We start from the raw sequence: 22,404 nt of genomic DNA, 5'->3' as shown, positions 1-22,404 counted from the left end.
TGGTGTTGCGCCGGGCATATTGCTGCGTCGATTCAGAACAACGACTCCCCGGGTGACTGATGACTACCGAGCAACAACCCCGTGTCCAGTGGCTAGGCCGCTGGGGCTTCGTGCTGGCGGCGACTGGCTCCGCCGTCGGCCTGGGCAATATCTGGAAGTTCCCCTACATGACCGGCGAGCACGGCGGCGGCGCCTTCGTGCTGGTCTATCTGGTCTGTATCCTGGCGGTGGGTGTGCCTGTGATGATGACCGAGATCGCCTTTGGTCGGCGCGGCCGCGGCAGCCCCATCGATGCGGTGCGCCGCGTGGTAACGGAGTCGGGGCGGTCGCCGCTGTGGTCGCTGCTGGGCTGGATGGCGATGCTGGCCGGCTTCATGATCCTCTCCTTCTACGTGGTGGTGGCCGGCTGGTCGTTCTCCTATCTGTGGAAGATGGTGACCGGTCAGCTGGGCGGCAGCGGCGTGGACGACATGGTGGCGATCTTCGTCGCCAATAATGAAAATCCCTTCAACCTGAGCTTCTGGAGCACCCTGGTAACGCTTGCCACCATGCTGATCGTGGGCAAGGGGGTACAGGCGGGCATTGAGCGCAGCGTCAGCTGGATGATGCCGGGCATGGTCATCATGCTGCTGATCCTGATCGGCTACGGCGTGTTCTCCGGCGGCTTCGGCGAGGCGTGGCGTTTCCTGTTCTCATTCAATGCCGGCAGCCTGACCAGCGACGGCATGCTGGCCGCCCTCGGTCATGCCTTCTTTACCCTGTCGCTGGCTTCGGGGGCCATCCTCACCTACGGCAGTTACCTGCCGGCGCGGGCTTCCATCGCCCGCACCACCTTTACCGTGGCCGCTGCCGACACCCTGGTGGCGCTGATGGCGGGGCTGGCGATCTTCCCGATCATCTTCGCCAACGGCATGAGCCCGGAGGGCGGCCCGGGGCTGCTGTTCATGAGCCTGCCGCTGGCGTTCCAGGCCATGCCGCTAGGCACGCTGTTCGGCATCCTGTTCTTCGTGATGCTCTCCATGGCGGCGCTGACCTCGTCAATCTCCATGGTCGAGGCCACGGTCTCCTGGCTCGTCGACAACAAGGGCATCACGCGGCGCACCGCAGCCTGGGGCACCGGGATCGTGCTGTGGCTGGTGAGCACTCTGGCGATGCTGTCGTTCAACCTGGGCGCTGACTGGACCCTGGCGGGACGCCATTTCTTCGACTGGCTGGACTACCTGACCTCGCGCTGGATGATGCCGCTGGGCGGCCTGGGCATGGCGCTGTTGGCCGGCTTCGTGCTGAAGAGCGAGAGTTTCCGCGAGGAGCTGGGCCTGGCGCCGCACTGGCATGCCCTGTGGCTGTTCATGGTGCGCTACGTCAGCCCGCTGGGCATCCTGGTGATCTTCGTCGATGCGCTGGGGATCGCCCGCGTCGAGTTCGGCATGCACTGGCCCTGGCTGCTGGCCGTGCTGGCGCTGATCACGCTGGTCGGCGAGGTGGCAAGCCCGCGGCTGCGTCGCACCCTGGCGGGGTGAAGGCAAGGCTTGCCCCGCCGGGGCAAGCCGCCTCGTGTCGGGCCGGCGGTCATGCGACAATGACGGCCCTGCACGTTCCGAGCGTAGACCATGCCTTCCCCAAGCAGTGAATCCATCGCCGAACTCCAGCGCCTGCGTCGCGGCCGTGCGCGGCGCGGCTGGCTCACGCGCAGCTTCCGCCTGCAGGTGATGCTGCTGGTGGGTGTGCTGCTGGCCGGCATGCTGCTGGCGCAGGGGGCCTATCTCAACCACCGCAAGGCCGAGATCATCAGCCAGCAGATGGGCGAGCGGGCGCTGGCGGTGGCGCTCAGCGTGGCGAACATCCCCGAGCTGATCGCCGCCTTCGACGACCCCGACCCCAGCGCTACCATCCAACCGATTGCCGAACGCATTCGCCGCGAAACCGGGGCCCGCTACGTGGTGGTGGGCAACACCGAGAGCCTGCGTTATTCCCACCCGCTGCCGGACCGCCTGGGCTTGCCGATGGTGGGGGCGACAACGACCGTGCGCTGCTGCACGGCGAATCCTATATCTCCGAGGCAACCGGTTCGCTGGGCGAGGCGATGCGCGGCAAGACGCCGGTCTTCGATGCCGACGGCAACATCATCGGCCTCGTCTCGGTGGGCTTCATGCTCGACCGCGTGGCGCTGGATGTCGGCGAGCACACCAGCCTCGGCTGGTGGCTGGTGGCGCTGATGATCCTGCTCGGCTTCGCCGGTGCCTACGGGCTGTCGCGCCACCTCAAGAAAGTGATCCTCGGCCTCGAACCCTATGAGATCGCGCGCCTGGCCATGGAGAAGGAGGCGATCCTGCAGTCGATCCACGAGGGCATCCTGGCCATCAACCGCGACGGCCAGATCACCTTGGTCAATCACCAGGCGCGGCGCTTCCTGCAGCTGCCGCCCGCCGAGCAGGTGCTGGGTCAGCCGATTCAGGAGGTGGTGCCCAATTCGCGGCTGCTGGAGGTGCTGGCGAGCGGCGAGCGGCAGTTCGACCAGGAGATGTGGCTCGGCGACCATCCGGTGGTGGTCAACCGGGTGCCGGTACGCGGCAGCGGGGAGATCGAGGGGGCGGTGGCGACCTTCCGCAGCCGCCGTGAGATCGTCGACCTCTCCAATGCACTAAGCGCCGCCAGCCGTGACGTGGACACTCTGCGTGCCCAGGCCCACGAATATTCCAACAAGCTCTACACCATTTCGGGCCTGCTGCAGCTCGACCGCATTTCGGATGCCCTGGCGCTGATCCACCACGAGACCCAGCGCCAGCAGGCGCAGATGAACTTTTTGATGAAGCAGGTAGGCGACCCGGTGATCAGCGGCACGCTGCTCGGCAAGCTGACCCGAGCCAGCGAACTGGGCGTGACGCTGGAGATCGACGAGCAGAGTTCGCTGGCGGCGCCCCTGACGGTGAGGGGCCAGGAGGTGGTGATGACCGTGATCGGCAACCTGCTGGACAACGCCTGCCACGCCGCGCTGCAGCAGGGGCACCACCAGCCCCGGGTACGGCTGTTCTTCACCGACCTCGGCGAGCAGCTGCTGATCGAGGTCGAGGACAACGGCCCCGGGGTGCCGCCGGCGCACGTTGAGAAGATCTTCGACGAGGGATTCTCGACCAAGCCGGGCAAGCATCGCGGCATCGGCCTGGCCCTGGTGGCGCAGCTGTGCCGCGACCATGGCGGCGCCATCACCCTGGAGGAGAGCGAACTGGGCGGCGCCTGCTTTGCGGTGGTGCTCGACCGCTCGCTGTGCAGGACGGTGCCGGATAGTACACCCGCTCAGCCGGTGCCGCGCCCGACCTGACCCGTCTGATTACACAAGCACAACGACGCCGCCACAGGGGAGACGCGATGACACCCACGGACAGCCTGGACGCCTGTTACGGCATTCTCATCATCGAGGACGACTTCCGCATTGCCGACATCCACCGTGCCTTCATCGAGCAAAGCGACGGCTTTCGCGTGGTGGGGCTTGCCGCCAACGGCGCCGAGGCGCGCCGGCTCATGGCCCGCCACGGCGACGAGGTGCAGCTGGTTCTGCTGGATGCCTACCTGCCCGATGTCGAAGGGCTGGAACTGCTGTGGCAGCTGCGCCGCGACTACCTGCATGCCGATATCGTCATGGTCACTGCGGCGCGGGAGGTGGAGACCATCTCCGAGGCGCTGCGCGGCGGCGTCTTCGACTACCTGATCAAGCCGGCGGAAGCCTCGCGCATGGCGCAGATGCTGGCCCGCTTCCGCCGTGAGCGGGCGGCGCTGGCCGGGCGCAGCGAGATGAGCCAGGAAGAGCTTGACCGGGCGCTGGCCCGGCTGCGGCCGGAGCAAGGCGTGGCGGCGGGGACGCGAAGCCTGCCCAAGGGCATCGACCGCTTGACGCTGAGGGCCGTGATCGCTGCCCTGGAAGCGGCGCGCGAACCGCAGGCCGCGATGCAGGTGGCGCGCGTGATGGGCGCAAGCCGGTCTACGGCACGCCGCTATCTGGAGTTTCTCGTGTCGGTACAGGTGGTCAGTGCGGAACTGGGCTACGGTGATGTGGGAAGGCCGGAACGCCGCTACCGGCTGACCGGCGATGTGACGGCCTGGTGTGAAGAGGGTTGATAGGCCCCGTGAACACAATGCGCAAAATGCCCATAACGCACAATTTATCGTTTATGGTCATAAGCTTGTCGCTTCCGGTCGGCATCTTCTAACGTTCACGGCGTATGCGGGCAGAGACCCGCCGTCACCACAGCACAACAACATGACAGTTCCAGGAGTACGCCATGACTGCCAAGCCTGCCCTTATCCGTTTCAGCGCCCTCGTGCTTCCGCTCGCCGCGGTAGCCGGCATGAGTGCCGCCGCCCACGCCGATGACTGGACCCCGACCCGCAATATCGAATTCATCGCCCCGGCCAACCCGGGCGGCGGTTGGGACACCCTGGTGCGCACCACCTCCCGAGTGATTCAGGAAGAGGGCCTGGCTGAGCGCAGTTTCGGCGCCATCAATGTGCCGGGCGGCGGCGGTGCGGTGGCCTGGGCGCAGATCGCCCGTGACCGCGGCAACCCGCACAAGCTGTTCGCCACCAGCCCGCCGATCATCCTGGTGCCGCTGGCGGGTGCCTCCCGCTTCGACCACAACGATTTCACGCCCATCGCCCGGCTGATCACCGACTACTCCATCGTGCTGGTGCGGGAAGATTCCGATTACGGTGACCTGAACGAGCTGTTCGAGGCCATGCGCGAGAATCCGCAGCTGAGCGTGGGCGGCGGCAGCGCCCCGGCTCCATGGACCATATCTCCATGGCCGGCCTGGCCGCGGCGGCGGGCCTCGATGCCTCCAGCGTCAACTACATCCCGTTCTCCGGCGGCGGTGAGGCCATGACCAGCCTGATGGGCGGCCATGTCGCGGCGGTGATCACCGGCGCCGGCGAAGCCTCCGGTCAGCTGGGCGAGGGCAGCCAGCTGCGTGCCCTGGGCGTCTCGGCACCCGAGCGCATGGGCGGCAACCTGGAGCAGGTGCCGACCTACCAGGAGCAGGGTATCGACTACACCTTCGATATCTGGCGCGGCGTAATGGGCACCCCGGACATGCCGGCCGAGGCGGTCGCGTACTACGAGGAGCTGTTCGCGCAGATGCTCGAGACCGATGGCTGGCAGCAGGCGCGCGACCAGCTGGGCTGGATCGATGCCTACCAGGACAGCGAAGCGTTCGGTGCCTTCCTGGACGAGCAGAAGGAGCAGTTCAGCACCATCCTCGGCGACCTCGGCCTGCTGGGCCAATAACCGACACGACAGCTCCGCTCGGGCCCGGGCCTCGCCTTGCGAGGTTCGGGCGCTCTCGAACGCGACACTTGGGTGACGCCCGCACGGCGGTCGCCCGGGGCAGACTTCCATGACACGAATCAACTCCAACCAGGTCATCGCGGTGATCCTGGCGCTGCTGGCGGCGGGCTACCTGGCCATGGCCTGGCAGATCCCTTCCTTTCCGCTGCCGCGTCCCATCGATTCCGATCTCTTTCCCAAGGTGCTGGGCTTCACCCTGCTGGGGCTTTCGGTGCTGCTGTTCTTCGAAAAGCCGACCGCCAAGGACGTGCCCGAGACGCCCGAGGCCGATGCACAGCCAGAACCCCTGCTGCTGCGGCCCTGGTCGCGCGTGGTGGTGACCGCCATCGCCCTGGCCGCCTATGCGCTGCTGCTGGTGCCGGTGGGCTTCGTGCTGACCTCGGTGGCGCTGGTGTTCGGCCTGGCCGCGTACTACGGCTACCGCCGCCACGCCGTCAACCTGGCCACGTCGCTGGGCGTGGTCCTGGCGCTGTACCTGACCATGACGCGCATCATGGGCGTCTATCTACCCACCGGCGTGCTGCCGATCTGAGCGAACGGAGAGCAAGCCCATGGAAGCCTTGAACAATCTCATGTACGGCTTCGGCATCGCGCTGGAGCCTATCAACATCTTCTACGTTTTCGCCGGTGTGTTTGCCGGCACCGTCATCGGCATGCTGCCGGGGCTGGGCCCGATCAGCGCCCTGGCGCTGATGATCCCGCTGACCTTCGGCATGGACCCCTCGTCGGGACTTATCCTCATGGCCGGGGTCTACTACGGCGCGATCTTCGGCGGCTCGACCTCGTCGATCCTGCTCAATGCCCCGGGTGTGGCAGGTACGGTGGCGACCTCCTTCGATGGCTACCCGATGGCCAAGCAGGGCATGGCGGGCAAAGCGCTGGCCATTGCCGCCTATGCCTCCTTCATCGGTGGCACCGTGTCGATCATCTTCCTGATGATGGTGGCGCCGCTGCTCGGGCGCGTGGCGGTGAGCTTCGGTCCGGCGGAGTACTTCGCACTGATGGTGCTGGGCCTGACCGCCGTAGTCAGTCTGTCCGACAAGTCGCTGGTCAAGGGGCTGATCGCCGCGGTGGTCGGGGTGATGATCTCGATCATGGGCATCGACCTGCAGACCGGCACCGAGCGCTTCACCTTCGGCTCGGTGCACCTGCTCGACGGCATCGAGTTCCTGGTGGTGGCATTGGGCATCTTCGCCCTGACCGAGGTGTTCTTCATGCTGCTGCGCGGCGGCGGCGGGAAGGAGCAGCCGCGCAACGCCATCGGCTCGCTGAAGCTGAGCCGACACGAGGTGCGCGAGATTGCGCCGCCGATCGCCCGCAGCTCGGTGCTGGGCTTCTTCACCGGCGTGCTGCCGGGTGCGGGCGCCACCATCGGCTCCTTTCTCGGCTACAGCATGGAGAAGCGTCTGGCCAAGGATGGAGACACCTTTGGCAAGGGCAACATCAAGGGCGTGGCGGCGCCGGAGTCGGCCAACAACGCGGCCTGTACCGGTTCCTTCGTGCCGCTGTTGACCCTCGGGGTGCCCGGTTCCGGCTCCACGGCAGTGCTGCTCGGCGCGCTGCTGGTGATGGGCGTGTCGCCCGGCCCGGCGATGCTGGTGGATCGCCCCGAGGTGTTCTGGGGCGTGGTGGCCAGCATGTACCTGGGCAACATCTTCCTGCTGGTGCTCAACCTGCCGCTGATCCCCTTGATCGCCAAGGTGCTCGACATGCCGCGGCCGCTGCTGCTGTCGCTGATCCTGATCTTCTGCATGCTGGGTGTGTACGGCATGAGCTTCAGCGTCTTCGACCTGCTGCTGCTGCTCGGCTTCGGCCTGCTGGGGCTCGGCATGCGCCTGTTCGGCTTCCCCGCTGCGCCGCTGATCCTGGCGCTGATCCTCGGCGATATCATGGAGGAGTCGATGCGCCGTGCGCTGCAGATCTCCGGCGGCGACTGGATGATCTTCCTCGACAAGCCGATCTCGCGCTGGCTATTGATCATTGCCGTGGCCTCGCTGCTGCTGCCGATGGTGAAGCGCTTCGTGCAGCGCCGGAATACGGCCCGCTAGCCGGACCGCCGCCTGCCACTCACGAAGGAGCCCCACGGGGCTCCTTCGCTGTTTAGGGGCGGGCGCTGAAACCTTCGACTGGTCCTGGCTGCGCCTGCGCGGCGCGGTTGCACGCTGCTGGTGCAAGCGGTGAGTGCGCCGGCGTCGGCATGCACCGCCAGGACTCCCCTGGCTGCACGCCCGTGGTGCGACAGGGTCGCTTCGTTGTGTGATTGGCAATCACATCTTTTTGAAACTATGGGTAATTTTTTCTCGGTGCAGGGGTTGGCGCATGGGTTGCAAAGTCTTGTCGGTTTGCCGGCACTGCCGTTGGGCAGTGTTCGTTCACCACAACAAGCCCTTCCAAAGAAGGCGACAGGAGAACCCATATGAACGCTTCCCGTCACACCAAGGCTTTCCCGCTTCGTCCCATGGCCACGGCGCTGCTTGCTGCTGGACTGCTGGGGGTGGGCAGCCAGGCGCTGGCCGACAGCCATCCGATCAAGGTCGGCATCCTTCACTCGCTCTCCGGCACCATGGCGATCAGCGAATCGACGCTGAAGGATACCGTCGAGATGCTCATTGCCCAGCAGAACGAGCAGGGTGGCCTGCTTGGGCGCGAGCTCCAGGCGGTGGTGGTCGACCCGGCTTCGAACTGGCCACTGTTCGCCGAGCGTGCCCGTGAGCTGCTCGAGCAGCACCAGGTGGACGTGGTGTTCGGCAACTGGACCTCGGTGTCACGTAAGGCGGTGCTGCCGGTGTTCGAGGAGCTCAACGGCCTGCTGTTCTATCCGGTGCAGTACGAGGGCGAGGAGTCCTCCGAGAACGTCTTCTACACCGGGGCGGCGCCCAACCAGCAGGCGATACCGGCGGTGGAGTACCTGATCAACGAGATGGGCATCGAGCGTTTTGCCCTGATCGGCACCGACTATGTCTATCCGCGCACCACCAATCGCATCCTCGAGGCCTTCCTCAAGGAGGAGCACGGCGTGGCGGATGACGACATCCTGGTCAACTACACCCCTTCGGGCACTCCGACTGGCAGAACATCGTGGCGGAGGTGCGCCGCTTCGGCAGTGAGGGCAAGCGCACGGCGGTGGTCTCGACCATCAACGGCGATGCCAACGTGCCGTTCTACCGCGAACTCGGCAACCAGGGCATCGACGCCGGCGATATCCCGGTCATCGCCTTCTCGGTGGGTGAGCAGGAGCTCTCCGGCATCGACACCGCTCCGCTGGTGGGCCACCTGGCGGCATGGAACTACTTCATGAGCGTGGACACCGACGCCAACTACGACTTCATCGACGCCTGGATCGAGTGGAGCGGTGATGAGGAGGCGGTCACCAATGACCCCATGGAGGCGCATTTCATCGGCTTCAACATGTGGGCCGAGGCGGTGCGCAAGGCCGGCACCACCGATCCCGATGCGATCAAGGATGCGATCATCGGCGTGACCGTGCCCAACCTCTCCGGTGGCTATGCCGCGATGATGCCCAACCACCACATCACCAAGCCGGTGCTGATCGGCGAGATCCAGGACAACGGCCAGTTCGACATCGTGTGGCAGACGCCCTCCACGGTGGCCGGCGATGCCTGGTCCGATTACCTGCCCGGCTCCCGCGACCTGATGGCCGACTGGCAGGCGCCGATGCGCTGCGGCAACTTCAACGTGGCCACGGGCCGCTGCGGCGGCAGCACGGCGGCCGAAGAGGCCGAAGCGGCGCTGGCCGAGTAAGTCCCGCCCCCGCTGCCCAAGTGCAGTGGGGGAGCACGCCTTCTCTACCGATTCGAGGAACGCTGCGATGAATTACCCCCGATTCCCGGCCAGGAGACGGCCGGGGCGAGGGCCGGCGGCGCCGTGGCCAGGGGCGAACATGACGCCACGCCTCGCGCCTTCTGGCCGATACGGATTGTGCTGGCGCTGGTGTTGGCGCTCGGTTTCATCATGACGACTCCCGCCATGGCGCAGGATGCCGACACGCACGATGCCGCCGAGGCGCTGCTCGAGGCGCTGGACGTTACCAGTTTCGTCGCCAAGGGCGAGGCCATCGCTGCCGTGGCCGAAAGCGAGGATCCGCGGTCGCGCTACTGGCTGCAGGCGCTGCTCGACGGACGCCTGCAGCGCGACCAGGACGGGCGTTTCGTGGTGGTGGTCGACAACAGCGGGCGCAACTGGCCGGTGGAGGATGCACTGACCGGCGAGCCGCTGGGCGAGATGTCGCGCCGCGAGCTGGACCGCATCGGCATCAACAACGCCCTGCGCAACCAGCTGCGTAGCCTGATTGCGGTGGTCGACCTGTATGCCGCCGACGTGCGGCTGCGGCGGGCCTCGGCCGAGCGTCTGCTGGGCGAGGTCGACGACGACCTGGCGGGACCGCTGGCCGAGGTGATCGCCGAGGAGCCCGATGCCCGGGTCCGCGAACGGCTGGTCCAGGCGCTGGCCATCTACCGCCTGGAACAGGGGAGATCGAGGCAATCGACGATCTGCGCGGCAGCCTGCACCCCCGCGTGCGTGTTGCGCTCGCCCGCGCGGCGTCGGGCGCGATGGAGGGCCGTGCCGCCAACGGCGACGATCCGATCGTGGCCGACGCCGCTCGTGAGGCATTGAACGGCATCGAGCAGATGCTCAAGGTCAACCGCGCCGCCGAGACGCTCTACTTCGGTCTTTCGCTGGGCTCGGTGCTGGTGCTGGCGGCGATCGGCCTGGCCATCACCTTCGGCGTGATGGGCGTGATCAACATGGCTCACGGCGAGCTGATCATGCTCGGCGCCTATACCACCTGGATGATGCAGCAGCTGCTGCCCGGCCAGCCGGGGCTGGCGCTGATCCTGTCGCTGCCCGCCGGGTTCCTGGTAGCGGCGCTGGCGGGCATCGCCATCGAGCGTGGCGTGATCCAGTTCCTCAAGGGGCGGCCGCTGGAGACGCTGCTGGCCACCTTTGGCATCAGCCTGATCCTGCAGCAGCTGGTGCGTACCGCCATCTCGCCGCTCAACCGCACGGTGGTCACTCCCGAGTGGATGAGCGGCTCCATCGCCATCAACGATGCGCTGTCGCTCACCCTCAATCGGCTCTACGTGCTCGGCTTTGCGCTGGTGGTGTTTGCCGCGCTGATGCTGATCATGCGCCGCACCCGGCTAGGGCTCGAGGTGCGGGCGGTGACCCAGAACCGCGCCATGGCGCGTTCGATGGGCATTCGCGCCACGCGGGTCGACATCATGACCTTTGCCCTGGGCTCGGGGGTGGCGGGGCTGGCCGGTGTGGCGCTCAGCCAGCTCACCAACGTGGGGCCCAACCTGGGCCAGAGCTACATCATCGACTCCTTCATGGTGGTGGTGTTCGGCGGGGTGGGCAACCTGTGGGGCACGCTGGTGGCGGGGCTCTCGCTCGGTGTCATCAATCAGGTTCTCGAACCCTGGGCCGGTGCGGTGCTGGCCAAGATCATCGTGCTGGTGTTCATCATCCTGTTCATTCAAAAGCGCCCCCGGGGACTCTTCCCGCAGAAGGGCCGGGCGGCGGAGGGCTGATTCATGCAAGCACAACGATTCTGGCTGCTGCGGCCGTTCGGCGAGCGTTCAACGCTGATCTTTCTCGCCGTGCTGCTGGCGGCGATGACGCTGGTGACCGTGCTGCACGTGGCGCTGCCGCCAGGCCATCCGCTCTACGTCAGTGCTTATACCGTTAACTTGTTCGGCAAGTATCTGAGCTATGCGCTGCTGGCGGTGGCGGTGGATCTGGTGTGGGGCTATCTCGGTATCCTCAGCCTCGGGCACGGCGCTTTCTTCGCCCTGGGCGGCTACGCCATGGGCATGTACCTGATGCGCCAGATCGGCGACCGCGGCGTCTACGGCCACCCGGTGCTGCCCGATTTCATGGTGTTCCTCAACTGGGACAGCCTGCCGTGGTACTGGTACGGCTTCGACATGGCCTGGTTCGCCTTTCTGATGGTGCTGCTGGTGCCGGGGGCGCTGGCGCTGGTGTTCGGCTTCCTGGCGTTTCGCTCGCGGGTCACCGGGGTCTATCTGTCGATCATCACCCAGGCGCTCACCTTCGCCCTGATGCTGGCCTTTTTCCGTAACGAGATGGGCTTCGGCGGCAACAACGGGCTGACCGATTTCCGCGAGATCCTCGGCTTCAACCTGCGCAGCAGCGATACCCGGCTGGGGCTGTTCCTGGCCACCGGCGTGGCGCTGGCGCTGGGCTACGTGCTGTGCCGGGCGATCGTCACCAGCAAGCTGGGCCGGGTGTGCGTGGCCACCCGCGACGCCGAGGCGCGCACGCGCTTCCTCGGCTACCGGGTCGAGCGCTTCCAGCTGTTCGTGTTCACGGTCTCGGCCATGCTGGCGGGCCTGGCCGGGGCGCTCTACGTGCCCCAGGTCGGCATCATCAACCCCAGCGAGTTCTCGCCGCTGTTCTCCATCGAGATCGTGCTGTGGGTGGCGCTGGGCGGTCGTGCCACGCTCTACGGCGCGGTGATCGGGGCGATCCTGGTCAACTACGCCAAGACGGTGTTCACCGGGGCGATGCCGGACGCCTGGCTGTTCGCCCTGGGCGGGCTGTTCGTGCTGGTCACGGTATTCCTGCCCAGGGGCGTGGCGGGGCTGCTGGCGCTCAGGCTACGCCGCCGCCAACACGATGACGCATCACCCACGGGCAAGGAGGCGACGGCATGAGCATCCTGCGTTCCCTGGCCGACCGCGACCGGGTATTCGATTTCCTGGTGCCGGCGGCGTCGCCTGTCGACGTGCGCCACGGGCCGATCCTCTACCTGGAGGACGTGACGGTCAGCTTCGACGGCTTCAAGGCGATCAACGACCTGAACCTGACCATCGACGACGGCGAGCTGCGCTGCATCATCGGGCCCAACGGTGCCGGCAAGACCACCATGATGGACATCATCACCGGCAAGACCCGGCCGGATACCGGTTCGGTGTGGTTCGGCAGCCGCCATGACCTGCTGACCATGAACGAGCCAGAGATCGCCAGCCTCGGTATCGGGCGCAAGTTCCAGAAGCCCACGGTGTTCGAGGCGCTCAGCGTATTCGACAACCTGGAGCTGGCCATGGCCGCCGACAAGCGCATCCTGCCCACACTCACCGCGCGAATGAGCGGCGAGATACGCGACCGCATCGACGAAGTGCTGGCGACCATCGGGCTGTTGGCGCTGCGCGAGCGCCAGGCGGGGATTCTCTCCCACGGCCAGAAGCAATGGCTGGAGATCGGCATGCTGCTGATGCAGCGCCCGCGCCTGCTGCTGGTGGACGAGCCGGTGGCGGGCATGACCGAGCAGGAGATGGAGCGTACCGCCGAACTGCTCACTGGGCTTGCCGGCAAGCAATCCGTTGTCGTGGTGGAGCACGACATGGGCTTCGTGCGCTCGATTGCGCGCAAGGTAACGGTGCTGCATCAGGGCAGCGTACTGGCGGAGGGCAGCATGGATCAGGTCGCCAGCGACCCACGGGTGATCGAAGTCTACCTGGGTGCCGAAGCCGAAGAGGAGACGCTCTGATGCTGGCGATCGACAAGCTCAACCAGTTCTATGGCGAGAGCCACACGCTGTGGGATCTCGACCTGGCCGTGCCGGCGGGGCAGTGCACTTGCGTGATGGGCCGCAACGGGGTGGGCAAGACCACCCTGATGAAGGCCGTCATGGGCGAGGTGAAGGTCTCTTCCGGCAGCATCCGCTACGCCGACGACGTGGAGCTGACCAGGCGGCGGGTGGAGGATCGCTCGCGCCTGGGCATCGGCTACGTGCCGCAGGGGCGGCAGATCTTTCCGCTGCTCACGGTGGAGGAGAACCTGCGCACCGGCCTGGCGGCACGGGGCGACGGCAGGCGCAGCATCCCGGAGCGCATCTACGAGCTCTTTCCGGTGCTCAAGGAGATGAAGCATCGCCGCGGCGGCGACCTCTCCGGCGGGCAGCAGCAGCAGCTGGCCATCGGCCGGGCGCTGGTGATCGAACCGCGCCTGCTGATCCTCGACGAGCCGGGCGAGGGCATCCAGCCCAATATCGTGACCCTGATCGGCGAGGTGATTCGCAAGCTGATCGCGGAAGACGGCCTCACCGTGCTGCTGGTGGAGCAGAAGCTGCCCTTCGCAAGGAAGTATGCCGACCGCTTCGTGATCATGGATCGCGGCAGGCCGGTGGCCAGGGGCGAGATCGGCGAGCTCACCGATGGGCTGATCAAGGAGCACCTGACGGTATAGCACCGCAGGAGCGTGCCCTGCGGTGCTGGCGCCGGCGCGCCCTGGTCAGTGGCTGAAGGGGAGCGAGGAGTGGTGCAGCACGATGCGCAGCTCTCCCTCGTCGTCCAGGTGGTAGCCCCAGGTCTTGTCGACGGTGGTGGTGTTGCCGTCGGCATCGAGAATCGAGACGGTGCCCAGGGTCATGGCAACGTCACCGCTGATGAAGATGGCGGCGTTGTCGATCTCGACCTCCTGCCAGCCCTTCAGTGCGAAGCCGCTGTCGGCGGGGAAGTCCTCGTCGTGCCCGACGAAGTAGGCCAGCGCGCCCTCGGGAGTGGTGCGGAAGGTATGCGGGGCCTCGGCCAGGGTGGGCTTGAACAGCACTGGCCCCATTGCATAGCCGTACGCGCTGTCGATGATGTCGCGGGCAAGGGCGGTGGCGGCATCGATGCCTTCTTCCTCGTAGGTGCTCGAGATCGCGACCAGGGCGTCGCCCCAAGCCTGCTGGGCTGCAAGCACCTGCTCCTCGGTGATGTCGCCACCCAGGTGAGTGACTGGGGCGGCGCTGGCCAGTGCGCTCATGCCAAGACCCAGGGCGGCAGCGGCAATCGTCGTCTTGAACATCACGAATTCTCCTTTCGGTTAGGTGAACAGTACATTCGAAAATGCGCTGTCACTCTAGCGCAGCCCTGCGGCGAAGCCATTGCGGCCGTCGGCGCTTCCACGGTTTTTCCCCTTATTCGGCTGCCCTGCGGCCTGCTGCGCTCGAACCGCTCGCTGTGCTGTTGCTCATGCACCATCGTGGTTCGACTGTTCGGGCAGCTGCACCGGCGTGATGCAAATGAGCGCCGGCAGCTGCACCTCGATGTGGCAAGAATGTGTCTCGGGTCTTGGGTGGGTGTTGTTCAAGCTTTTGATAATAAACAATTTAAAGAGAGTGCTCAGGCTGTGGTACGGGCCTTGCTACTTCTGGGCAGATACGCTGAACGAGCCGCCAATGACCGCTTTCGCCACCTCCGCTTTCGCCAAGCCAGCGCCGCACTCCGGCCATCGCTTCGATGCCGAGCGTCACTGGGCGGCGTCGCTGACGCTCGGCTTCGACTGCCGCGATGGGCGCACGCGTATGGTCGAGGCGCGCCACCGCGGCCCGCTACGAGTGCAGCGGCCTTTCTACCCGGAAGGGCGAGATGGCGCCTGCCACGTCTACTTGCTGCATCCACCCGGCGGGTTGGTCAGCGGCGATGCCTTGAGCATTTCAGCGCGGGTCGAGCCGCAAGCACATGCGCTGCTGACCACGCCTGCCGCCAACAAGCTCTACCGGGCCGACAGCCACGGCGTGGCGCTGGGAACAGCGCACCAGTCTTAGGGTATCGCAGCACGGCATTCTCGAATGGCTGCCCCAGGAGACCATCGCCTTCGATGGCTCGCGGGGCGTGCAGGAGACGCTCATCGAACTCGATGCGGGGGCGCGTTGCCTGGGCTGGGAAGTACTGGCGCTGGGCCGGCCGGCGAGCCGACTGCCTTATGTGTCGGGACGCATCGATCAGCGCTTCCGGCTGTATCGCGACGGCAAGCCACTGTGGCTGGAGCGCCAACCGCTCGATCCGGCTCACCCGCGCTTCACCGGTCGCTGGGGGCAGGGCGGCGCCAGCGTACAGGCCACTTTATGGGCCCTGGGTCTCAGTGACGAAACCGCCGCCATCGAGGCACTGCGTGAGGCGCTCGCGGCGAGCCCGCGCTGGGCGGTGACCGTGCGCCACGGCGTACTGCTGCTGCGCTACCTCGGCCATGAACGCAACGAAGCCTGGGAGATCTGCCGGCAGGCCTGGGCCTGCCTGAGGCCGCTGCTCATCGGTGTGCCCGCTCATCCGCCCCGTATCTGGTTCACCTGACTCACCAGGAGAGACGCATGGAACTGACCCCGAGAGACAAGGACAAGCTGCTGCTGTTCTCCGCCGCCCAGCTGGCCGAACGACGCCGGGCCCGCGGCCTCAAGCTCAACTATCCCGAGGCCGTGGCGCTGATCAGCTTCGAGATCATGGAAGGTGCGCGCGACGGGCGCAGCGTGGCCGAGCTGATGAGCTACGGTCGCGAGATCCTCGGCCGCGACGATGTGATGGAGGGGTCGCCGAGATGGTGCACGAAGTGCAGGTCGAGGCCACCTTTCCCGACGGCACCAAACCAGTGACTGTCCACTCACCCATTGTGTAAGGAGCCATCCATGATTCCTGGTGAGTATCAGCTGAAGGGCGGCGAGATCGAGCTCTGCGCGGGGCGCGAGCGGATCACGCTGGAGGTGGCCAATACCGGCGACCGGCCGATCCAGGTCGGCTCCCATTATCACTTCGCCGAAACCAACCCGGCGCTGGTCTTCGACCGTGCCAAGGCGCGCGGCTTTCGCCTGGACGTGGCGGCGGGAACGGCGATTCGCTTCGAGCCGGGCCAGACCCGTGACGTCACGCTGATCCCCTTTGCCGGCAGCCGGCACATCTACGGCTTCCGCGGTGAGGTGATGGGCCCGCTCTCTATCGCGCCCGCCCCCGCGCGCAAATCGTCATCCGGCGACGCAGCGAATGGAGACCCGTCATGAGCACGCCTAACAAGATCGGCCGGCAGGCCTATGCCGACATGTACGGCCCCACCGTGGGCGACCGGGTGCGCCTGGGCGACACCGAGCTGTGGATCGAGGTGGAGCGAGACGCCACCCACTACGGCGAAGAGGTGAAGTTCGGCGGCGGCAAGGTGATCCGCGACGGCATGGGTCAGAGCCAGCGCGCCGACGCCACGGTGATGGACACGGTGATCACCAACGCCCTGATTCTCGATTGGTGGGGCATCGTCAAGGCCGATGTCGGCATCCAGGCGGGCCGCATCGCGGCCATCGGCAAGGCGGGCAACCCGGACACCCAGCCCGACGTGGAGATCGTCATCGGCCCCGGCACCGAGATCATCGCCGGCGAGGGCAAGATCCTCACCGCCGGCGGCATCGACGCCCACATCCACTTCATCTGCCCCCAGCAGGTGGAGGAGGCGCTGATGAGCGGCATCACCACCATGCTCGGCGGCGGCACCGGGCCTGCCACCGGCAGCAACGCCACCACCTGCACGCCGGGCGCCTGGCACATCGGCAGAATGCTGCAGGCGGTAGACGAGCTGCCGATGAACATCGGCCTGCTCGGCAAGGGCAACGCCAGCCTGCCGGAGGCGCTTGAGGCGCAGATCGAGGCGGGCGTCATCGGCCTCAAGCTGCACGAGGACTGGGGCACCACGCCGGCCTCCATCGACACCTGCCTGAGCGTGGCCGAGCGCTACGACGTGCAGATCGCCATCCATACCGACACGCTCAACGAGTCGGGCTTCGTCGAAGACACCCTGGCTGCCTTCAAGGAGCGTGGCATCCACACCTACCACACCGAGGGCGCCGGTGGCGGTCACGCGCCGGATATTCTCATCGCCTGTTCCAAGCCCTACGTGCTGCCATCGTCGACCAACCCGACGCGACCCTACACGATCAACACCATCGACGAGCATCTCGACATGCTGATGGTGTGCCACCACCTCGACCCGAACATTCCCGAGGACGTGGCCTTTGCCGATTCGCGCATTCGCCGCGAGACCATCGCCGCCGAGGACATCCTGCAGGACATGGGGGTGATCTCGATGATTGCCTCGGACTCCCAGGCCATGGGGCGGGTGGGGGAGGTGGTGTGTCGCACCTGGCAGACCGCGCACAAGATGAAGGTGCAGCGCGGTCTGCTGCCGGAGGACGAGGCGCTGGGCGCCGACAACTTCCGCGCCCGGCGCTACGTGGCCAAGTACACCATCAACCCGGCGATCACCCATGGCATCGGTCATGAGGTGGGCTCCATCGAGGTCGGCAAGCTGGCCGACCTGGTGCTGTGGAGCCCCGCCTTCTTCGGCGTCAAGCCGGCGCTGATCCTCAAGGCCGGCATGATCGCGGCGGCGCCGATGGGCGACCCCAACGCCTCGATCCCCACGCCGCAGCCGGTGCACTACCGTCCCATGTTCGGTGCCTTCGGCCGCGCGGCGAGCAAGAGCCGCGTGAGCTTCGTCAGCCAGGCGGCGCTGGACGCCGGCGTCGGCGAGCGGCTGGGGCTCGCGAGCCCACTGGTGGCGTGCAAGAACGTGCGCGGGGTGCGCAAGAGCGACATGAAGCTCAACGACGCCTGCCCCGAGCTCAGCGTCGATCCGCAGACCTATGAGGTGCGCTGTGACGGCGAGCTGCTGACCTGCGAGCCGGCTACCGAGCTGCCCTTGGCGCAGCGCTACCACCTGTTCTGAAGCCTTCGAGGATAGTGCCATGCTCGCAACCCCGCACTCACCACGCCACGCGCCCGAAACCCTGGCATTCCGGTCGGACTCCTGCGGTCGGAAAGACGGCACCTCCCTGTACCGGCTTTCCTCGATCTTCATCCATGAAGATCGCCCGCATCGTCTCGCCCGGACTGCCAGCGGTCGCGCGAGGTGGTTCGGCGGGGTGCGGCCTGTCACCGGCATGGCCCAGGGCCTGAATTCAACGAGGCAATCGCAATGCTGAAACTGATCGAACGCCTGGGACCCATTGAGGGGCGCCAGGCCAGCGACACCCTCACGCTGCCCTATGAGCTGCGCATTCGCGGTCGGCTCAAGGCGGTCAGCGACTCCGGTCGCGATCTGGGGCTGTTTCTCGACCGTGGCCCGGTGTTGCGCCATGGCGAGGGGCTGCGCGCCGAGAGCGGCGAGATCGTGCGGGTCAGGGCTGCCGACGAGCCGGTGGTGACCGCCCGGGTCGAAGCGGGCTTGCCCCTGGCGCGGCTCGCCTACCACCTGGGCAATCGCCACGTGCAACTGGCGCTGGGCGAGGACTGGCGGGGTGGTTACGTACGCTTCCCGCCGGATCACGTGCTGGAGGAGCTGGCCGAGCTGCTGGGGGCGAGTCTGGAGCGGCACGAGGCGCCTTTCGACCCCGAGCCGGGCGCCTACAACCAGCTTGGTCATTCACATACTCATGGTCATGACCACGACCACGCTCATGATCACAGCCACGACCATGAACATAGCCACAACCACGGTCATGGGCATCACCATGCCCCGTGAGGCGGCCCCCGTGAATGTCACGGCCCAGAGCGACGACCTGGCGCTGCTGGGGCTGTTGCAGTTGGTCAGCCCGGCGCTGCCGATCGGGGCCTTTGCCTTCTCCCAGGGCCTCGAGAGCGCCTTCGAGCTGGGCTGGGTAAAGGACGAGGCGAGCCTCGGCGACTGGCTGGCCGGCGTGCTCGACGACGGTCTGACCCGCTGCGAGCTGCCGGTGCTGGCGCGCCTGCAGCAGGCCTGGGCGGATGAGGATGCCGAGGCGATTGCACAGTGGGATGGCTGGCTTGCCGCCAACCGCGAAACCGCCGAACTTGCCGCGGAGGATTCGCGCCTGGGCGCCTCGCTGGCGCGGCTGCTGGGCAGCCTGGGGCTGCTGCCCGCTGAGTTGCCGAATGGGACTCCCGCGCTGACCGCAGGGGCAGGCTACGTGACGGTGTTTGCCTGGACCGCCCAGGTGCGCGGGGTGGCACCGCGCCAGGCCATGCTCGGCTTTGCCTGGGCTTGGCTCGAGAACCAGTTGGCGGTGGCCTGCAAGGCGTTGCCGCTGGGGCATACCGCCGCTCAGCGCCTGGTCGAGCGGTTGCGCCCGGCGTTGGTCGCCGCGGTGGATGAAGCCCTCGCGCTCGGTGACGACGCGCTCGGCCCTGCGCTGCCCGGCCTGGCGCTGGCCAGCGCGTTGCACGAAACGCAGTACTCGAGGCTTTTTCGGAGTTGATTGTGATGAACCGTGGCGTCAGGTGAATTGGTACATGACGCACTGGGGACATGGGGAGCGCTGGCGAATCCACCTCGCGCGGCCGCTGGCATGACGGCCGAAGCGAAGCGGTCGATCTTCATGGATGAAGATCGAGGAAAGCCGGCACAGGGATGTGCCGTCTTTCCGACCGCTGAGACCGGCCGTCGGGCCAGGGTTTCGGTCGCGTGGTGTGGTGAGTCGGCGTGTTCCCATGTCCAGGCACGCTGCATTCAAGAATGAACAAGGAGTAACGACATGACACATTGCCTACGCGTCGGCGTCGGTGGCCCGGTGGGGTCCGGCAAGACGGCCCTGCTCAAGCAGCTGTGCCTGGCGCTGCGCGACCACTACGACATCGCCGTGGTGACCAACGACATCTACACCCGCGAGGATGCCGACTTCCTGCTGCGCCACGAGGCGCTGCCGGCCGACCGCATCCTCGGTGTGGAAACCGGCGGCTGCCCGCACACGGCGATTCGCGAGGATGCCTCGATGAACCTCGCCGCCATCGACGAACTGCAGGAGCGGCATCCAGGCCTGGAGCTGGTACTGGTGGAGTCCGGTGGCGACAACCTCTCGGCCACCTTCAGTCCCGAGCTTTCCGACCTGACCCTCTACGTGATCGACGTCTCCGCCGGCGACAAGATCCCGCGCAAGGGCGGCCCCGGTATCACCAAGTCGGATCTGCTGATCATCAACAAGATCGACATCGCCGAGCAGGTTCACGCCTCGCTCGAGGTGATGGAGCGCGATTCGAAGAAGATGCGCGGCGAACGCCCGTTCGTCTTCACCAATCTCTACGACGGCATCGGCCTCGAGGAGATCATCCGTTTCATTCTCGACCGCGGCATGCTGCCGGAGCGCCGGCCCCAGGCCCAGCCGGCCAGTGCCTGACGACCATTCGACTACCTTCGGCCAGGAGATCGCCATCATGAAAACGACCTGTTCATCATCCACGCAGCTGGCTCTGCTCGCGGCACCGATGCTCCTCCTCCTCGCCGGGCTGGCCGTGGCCCACCCGGGGCACGACCATGTCCACGGCGGTGGTTTTGCCGCCGGCCTGGCCCACCCGTTGCTGGGGCTCGACCACCTGCTGGCGATGCTGGCGGTGGGGCTGTGGAGCCTGCGTCAGAGCCGCGCCTTCAGCCTTGCTGCGCCGGCTCTGGCCGCGGGCGGGATGTTGTTGGGAGCAGGGCTGGCCTGGGCCGGCATGGTATTGCCGGGCGTGGAGTTCGGCATCGCCATGTCGGTATTGCTGGCAGGGGTGCTGATCGCGGCGCTGGTCAAGGTACCCACGCTGGTGGGGGCGGGTGTGGTCGTGCTGTTCATGCTGTTCCACGGCCATGCCCATGGCAGCGAGATGCCCCACGGTGCCTCCATGCTGGCCTATCTGGCCGGCTTCACCCTGGCGACGCTGGCCATCACCTACGCAGGGCGTGCGGCGGGGGCGTGCCTGATGGCGCGTGAGAACCGTATCCTGCGGGCGCTGGGCGTTGCGATCGCCGCTGCAGGGGCGCTGTTCGCCTTCGGCTGATACTCGGTCGTCAGCGCCGCCCTGGGCTCATGCCGGGGGCGGCGCTATATCAAAAAGTTGACATGGAAGGCTCAACCGCGCAGCTTGAAAAGAAAATAGCTAGGAGAGGCGTATGGATACGCTTTGGTTGGCGCTCAAGATCGTCGTCACGCTGCTGGTTGTGATTCTTTTCGTGCAGAACATCGTGCTGGTCGAAGTGCGTTTCCTGACGTGGAGTGCCCGCATTCCGCTGGCGCTTCTGCTGCTGGGTATCTATCTATTCGGCATGCTCAGCGGCAAGTCGCTGTTCCATCTGCTGAGCCGACTGCGCAAGGATCGCCAGCGATCTACGAGGTGAGCCGGGTGGTGAATCGACTTTCTGCCGTTGCTCTGCATCGCCTTGCCTCGCTGTTTGCCTTCATGCTGCTGATCGTTCTTGCGCTACAGGCAGGAAGGGCTCAGCAAGCCCTGCTTGTCACCCATGAAGCGGTCGATGAAGGCCTCGCGCTGATCACGGCCATCCAGGATCTCCAAGTCTCCCTGCTCGAAGTGGAAACTGGCGAGCGGGGTTTCGTCATTACTGGGCGCAGCGACTATCTGGTGCCTTACCAGAGCGCTCGGCAGCGGCTCGACGCCGAGCGCAGCTTGCTACTCGAACGGCTGGAAGCGAAACAGCGCCTATCGAATGATCGGTTGGCCCAGCTTGCGGCATTGATCGAGCGCCGGGTGAGTATTGCCGAGAACAACATTGCCGTGCGTGGGAGCGACGGGTTGGAAGCGGCCGCATTGCGGCTTCTGGCTGCCGGAGGGCGTCAGACCATGGCGCAAATTCACGGCATCCTCGACCCCCTCAAACGGGACGAGCGTGAGCGGCTGGCCGTACAGAGTGCGCGTGCCGCTGAGCAGGCTGCTCGGGCAAGAACGGTGGGCATCATCGGGATCGTGTTCGTGGTGATCCTCTTTTTGGCGGCCTTTGGTGCCCTGAATCGCGTGCTCACCATTCGACGCCTGTTGCTCGAACGTGCCGAGCATCGCGAGGCAAGGCTCCATGCTCTTCTACACGCCATGCCTGATGACCTCTATGTGATCGATCATGATAGGCGTGTCCTGCGACTGGTGGGGGATATGCCAGTTTCGGAAGCTTTCGTGCGTGAATTACACGAGCATCTGGAGAGCAGCGGTACCGAAGAGCTGCTGCATAGTTTCGTCTGGCATGACCCCTACGATGCCGAGTTTGAAGTACGCATGCTTCCTACCTGGGACGATGAGCATCTTGTGATCGCTCGCAACATCACTCAGCGTCGGGAGATGGAGCGCATGAAGGCAGAATTCATCGCTACCGTCAGCCATGAGCTGCGCACCCGCTCACGGCGGTGAAAGGGGCATTGAGCATGCTGCAGCAGGGTTACGCAGGTGAGTTGACTGACGATGCTAGCCCGAATATTGCACCAGGCATGAAAAAGCGGCTGAAAATCGGTTATAATTCAAGAGCCTAACCAAGAATTAGCCGAC

The 22,404-nt window shown here is 66.1% G+C and carries 16 protein-coding genes and 6 pseudogenes; 21 read left to right on the top strand and 1 reads right to left on the bottom strand.

Going from position 1 to position 22,404, the window contains the following annotated elements:
- The first annotated feature begins 59 nt into the window (after positions 1-59).
- The 11 genes and pseudogenes from ACUDAL_RS09060 to urtE all read left to right on the top strand — a co-directional run bounded on the left by ACUDAL_RS09060 (position 60) and on the right by urtE (position 13,570).
- On the top strand, positions 60-1,520 hold the full coding sequence (locus ACUDAL_RS09060; RefSeq protein WP_444677906.1) for a sodium-dependent transporter: 1,461 nt from the start codon (positions 60-62) through the stop codon (positions 1,518-1,520).
- A gap of 90 nt (positions 1,521-1,610) precedes the next feature.
- Positions 1,611-3,319: pseudogene (locus ACUDAL_RS09055) on the top strand (ATP-binding protein).
- Positions 3,320-3,366: 47 nt separating this feature from the next.
- Positions 3,367-4,113 carry a response regulator gene (locus tag ACUDAL_RS09050; protein ID WP_444677905.1) on the top strand — a complete coding sequence of 249 codons (747 nt, stop codon included), beginning with the start codon at positions 3,367-3,369 and terminating at the stop codon, positions 4,111-4,113.
- Between the two features lie 164 nt (positions 4,114-4,277).
- Positions 4,278-5,278 (top strand): annotated as a pseudogene (locus tag ACUDAL_RS09045) (tripartite tricarboxylate transporter substrate binding protein).
- Between the two features lie 109 nt (positions 5,279-5,387).
- Positions 5,388-5,870, top strand: a complete 483-nt coding sequence (locus tag ACUDAL_RS09040; RefSeq protein ID WP_444677904.1) for a tripartite tricarboxylate transporter TctB family protein — start codon at positions 5,388-5,390, stop codon at positions 5,868-5,870.
- Positions 5,871-5,889: 19 nt separating this feature from the next.
- On the top strand, positions 5,890-7,386 hold the full coding sequence (locus ACUDAL_RS09035) for a tripartite tricarboxylate transporter permease (RefSeq protein WP_444677903.1): 1,497 nt from the start codon (positions 5,890-5,892) through the stop codon (positions 7,384-7,386).
- Between the two features lie 368 nt (positions 7,387-7,754).
- A pseudogene (gene urtA, locus ACUDAL_RS09030) lies at positions 7,755-9,100 on the top strand (urea ABC transporter substrate-binding protein).
- Positions 9,101-9,310: 210 nt separating this feature from the next.
- Positions 9,311-10,890, top strand: a pseudogene (gene urtB / locus ACUDAL_RS09025) (urea ABC transporter permease subunit UrtB).
- Between the two features lie 3 nt (positions 10,891-10,893).
- Positions 10,894-12,036: an urea ABC transporter permease subunit UrtC gene (urtC, locus tag ACUDAL_RS09020; protein WP_444677902.1), complete on the top strand. Its 1,143-nt coding sequence runs from the start codon at positions 10,894-10,896 to the stop codon at positions 12,034-12,036.
- Positions 12,033-12,872, top strand: coding sequence for an urea ABC transporter ATP-binding protein UrtD (gene urtD / locus ACUDAL_RS09015; protein ID WP_444677901.1), 840 nt, complete (start codon positions 12,033-12,035; stop codon positions 12,870-12,872). The genes urtC and urtD overlap by 4 nt, the downstream gene beginning before the upstream one ends.
- The gene (urtE, locus tag ACUDAL_RS09010) at positions 12,872-13,570 is read left to right on the top strand and encodes an urea ABC transporter ATP-binding subunit UrtE (protein ID WP_444677900.1); all 699 of its coding nucleotides are present in this window, start codon (positions 12,872-12,874) and stop codon (positions 13,568-13,570) included. Before urtD ends, urtE begins: the two co-directional genes overlap by 1 nt.
- 45 nt (positions 13,571-13,615) lie before the next feature.
- Here urtE and ACUDAL_RS09005 read toward each other — a convergent pair whose 3' ends face one another.
- Positions 13,616-14,173: a phosphoribosyl-AMP cyclohydrolase gene (locus tag ACUDAL_RS09005; protein ID WP_444677899.1), complete on the bottom strand. Its 558-nt coding sequence runs from the start codon at positions 14,171-14,173 to the stop codon at positions 13,616-13,618.
- Positions 14,174-14,546: 373 nt separating this feature from the next.
- Here ACUDAL_RS09005 and ACUDAL_RS09000 point away from each other — a divergent pair.
- The 10 genes and pseudogenes from ACUDAL_RS09000 (at position 14,547) to ACUDAL_RS08955 (ending at position 22,269) form a co-directional block, all read left to right on the top strand.
- Positions 14,547-15,441: pseudogene (locus tag ACUDAL_RS09000) on the top strand (urease accessory protein UreD).
- A 17-nt stretch (positions 15,442-15,458) separates the two neighbouring features.
- A pseudogene (locus ACUDAL_RS08995) lies at positions 15,459-15,760 on the top strand (urease subunit gamma).
- A gap of 10 nt (positions 15,761-15,770) precedes the next feature.
- Positions 15,771-16,139: an urease subunit beta gene (locus tag ACUDAL_RS08990; protein WP_444677898.1), complete on the top strand. Its 369-nt coding sequence runs from the start codon at positions 15,771-15,773 to the stop codon at positions 16,137-16,139.
- On the top strand, positions 16,136-17,851 hold the full coding sequence (gene ureC, locus ACUDAL_RS08985; RefSeq protein WP_444677897.1) for an urease subunit alpha: 1,716 nt from the start codon (positions 16,136-16,138) through the stop codon (positions 17,849-17,851). The genes ACUDAL_RS08990 and ureC overlap by 4 nt, the downstream gene beginning before the upstream one ends.
- A 249-nt stretch (positions 17,852-18,100) precedes the next feature.
- Positions 18,101-18,646, top strand: coding sequence for an urease accessory protein UreE (ureE, locus tag ACUDAL_RS08980; protein ID WP_444677896.1), 546 nt, complete (start codon positions 18,101-18,103; stop codon positions 18,644-18,646).
- Positions 18,624-19,358 carry an urease accessory protein UreF gene (locus tag ACUDAL_RS08975; protein ID WP_444679346.1) on the top strand — a complete coding sequence of 245 codons (735 nt, stop codon included), beginning with the start codon at positions 18,624-18,626 and terminating at the stop codon, positions 19,356-19,358. The genes ureE and ACUDAL_RS08975 overlap by 23 nt, the downstream gene beginning before the upstream one ends.
- Positions 19,359-19,634: 276 nt before the next feature.
- Positions 19,635-20,273, top strand: coding sequence for an urease accessory protein UreG (gene ureG / locus ACUDAL_RS08970; protein WP_444677895.1), 639 nt, complete (start codon positions 19,635-19,637; stop codon positions 20,271-20,273).
- Positions 20,266-20,913 (top strand): HupE/UreJ family protein, encoded by a 648-nt coding sequence (locus tag ACUDAL_RS08965; protein WP_444677894.1) that lies wholly within the window; start codon positions 20,266-20,268, stop codon positions 20,911-20,913. Before ureG ends, ACUDAL_RS08965 begins: the two co-directional genes overlap by 8 nt.
- A gap of 112 nt (positions 20,914-21,025) precedes the next feature.
- Entirely contained in the window at positions 21,026-21,250 is a 225-nt protein-coding gene (locus ACUDAL_RS08960) for a lipopolysaccharide assembly protein LapA domain-containing protein (RefSeq protein WP_444677893.1), read from the top strand.
- Positions 21,247-22,269, top strand: a complete 1,023-nt coding sequence (locus tag ACUDAL_RS08955; RefSeq protein WP_444677892.1) for a CHASE3 domain-containing protein — start codon at positions 21,247-21,249, stop codon at positions 22,267-22,269. The genes ACUDAL_RS08960 and ACUDAL_RS08955 overlap by 4 nt, the downstream gene beginning before the upstream one ends.
- Positions 22,270-22,404 lie beyond the last annotated feature (135 nt).

The sequence above is a fragment of the Halomonas sp. E19 genome (assembly GCF_052439355.1).
GTDB lineage: Bacteria > Pseudomonadota > Gammaproteobacteria > Pseudomonadales > Halomonadaceae > Halomonas.
The sequence above is the reverse complement of the archived record's forward strand: the minus strand, read 5'-3'. Positions and strand labels throughout refer to the sequence as shown.

Coding starts and splice junctions, on each gene's coding strand:
- ACUDAL_RS09060 (WP_444677906.1), top strand. CDS start 60: ATGACTACCGAGCAACAACCCCGTGTCCAGTGGCTAGGCCGCTGGGGC.
- ACUDAL_RS09050 (WP_444677905.1), top strand. CDS start 3,367: ATGACACCCACGGACAGCCTGGACGCCTGTTACGGCATTCTCATCATC.
- ACUDAL_RS09040 (WP_444677904.1), top strand. CDS start 5,388: ATGACACGAATCAACTCCAACCAGGTCATCGCGGTGATCCTGGCGCTG.
- ACUDAL_RS09035 (WP_444677903.1), top strand. CDS start 5,890: ATGGAAGCCTTGAACAATCTCATGTACGGCTTCGGCATCGCGCTGGAG.
- urtC (WP_444677902.1), top strand. CDS start 10,894: ATGCAAGCACAACGATTCTGGCTGCTGCGGCCGTTCGGCGAGCGTTCA.
- urtD (WP_444677901.1), top strand. CDS start 12,033: ATGAGCATCCTGCGTTCCCTGGCCGACCGCGACCGGGTATTCGATTTC.
- urtE (WP_444677900.1), top strand. CDS start 12,872: ATGCTGGCGATCGACAAGCTCAACCAGTTCTATGGCGAGAGCCACACG.
- ACUDAL_RS09005 (WP_444677899.1), bottom strand. CDS start 14,173: ATGTTCAAGACGACGATTGCCGCTGCCGCCCTGGGTCTTGGCATGAGC.
- ACUDAL_RS08990 (WP_444677898.1), top strand. CDS start 15,771: ATGATTCCTGGTGAGTATCAGCTGAAGGGCGGCGAGATCGAGCTCTGC.
- ureC (WP_444677897.1), top strand. CDS start 16,136: ATGAGCACGCCTAACAAGATCGGCCGGCAGGCCTATGCCGACATGTAC.
- ureE (WP_444677896.1), top strand. CDS start 18,101: ATGCTGAAACTGATCGAACGCCTGGGACCCATTGAGGGGCGCCAGGCC.
- ACUDAL_RS08975 (WP_444679346.1), top strand. CDS start 18,624: ATGGGCATCACCATGCCCCGTGAGGCGGCCCCCGTGAATGTCACGGCC.
- ureG (WP_444677895.1), top strand. CDS start 19,635: ATGACACATTGCCTACGCGTCGGCGTCGGTGGCCCGGTGGGGTCCGGC.
- ACUDAL_RS08960 (WP_444677893.1), top strand. CDS start 21,026: ATGGATACGCTTTGGTTGGCGCTCAAGATCGTCGTCACGCTGCTGGTT.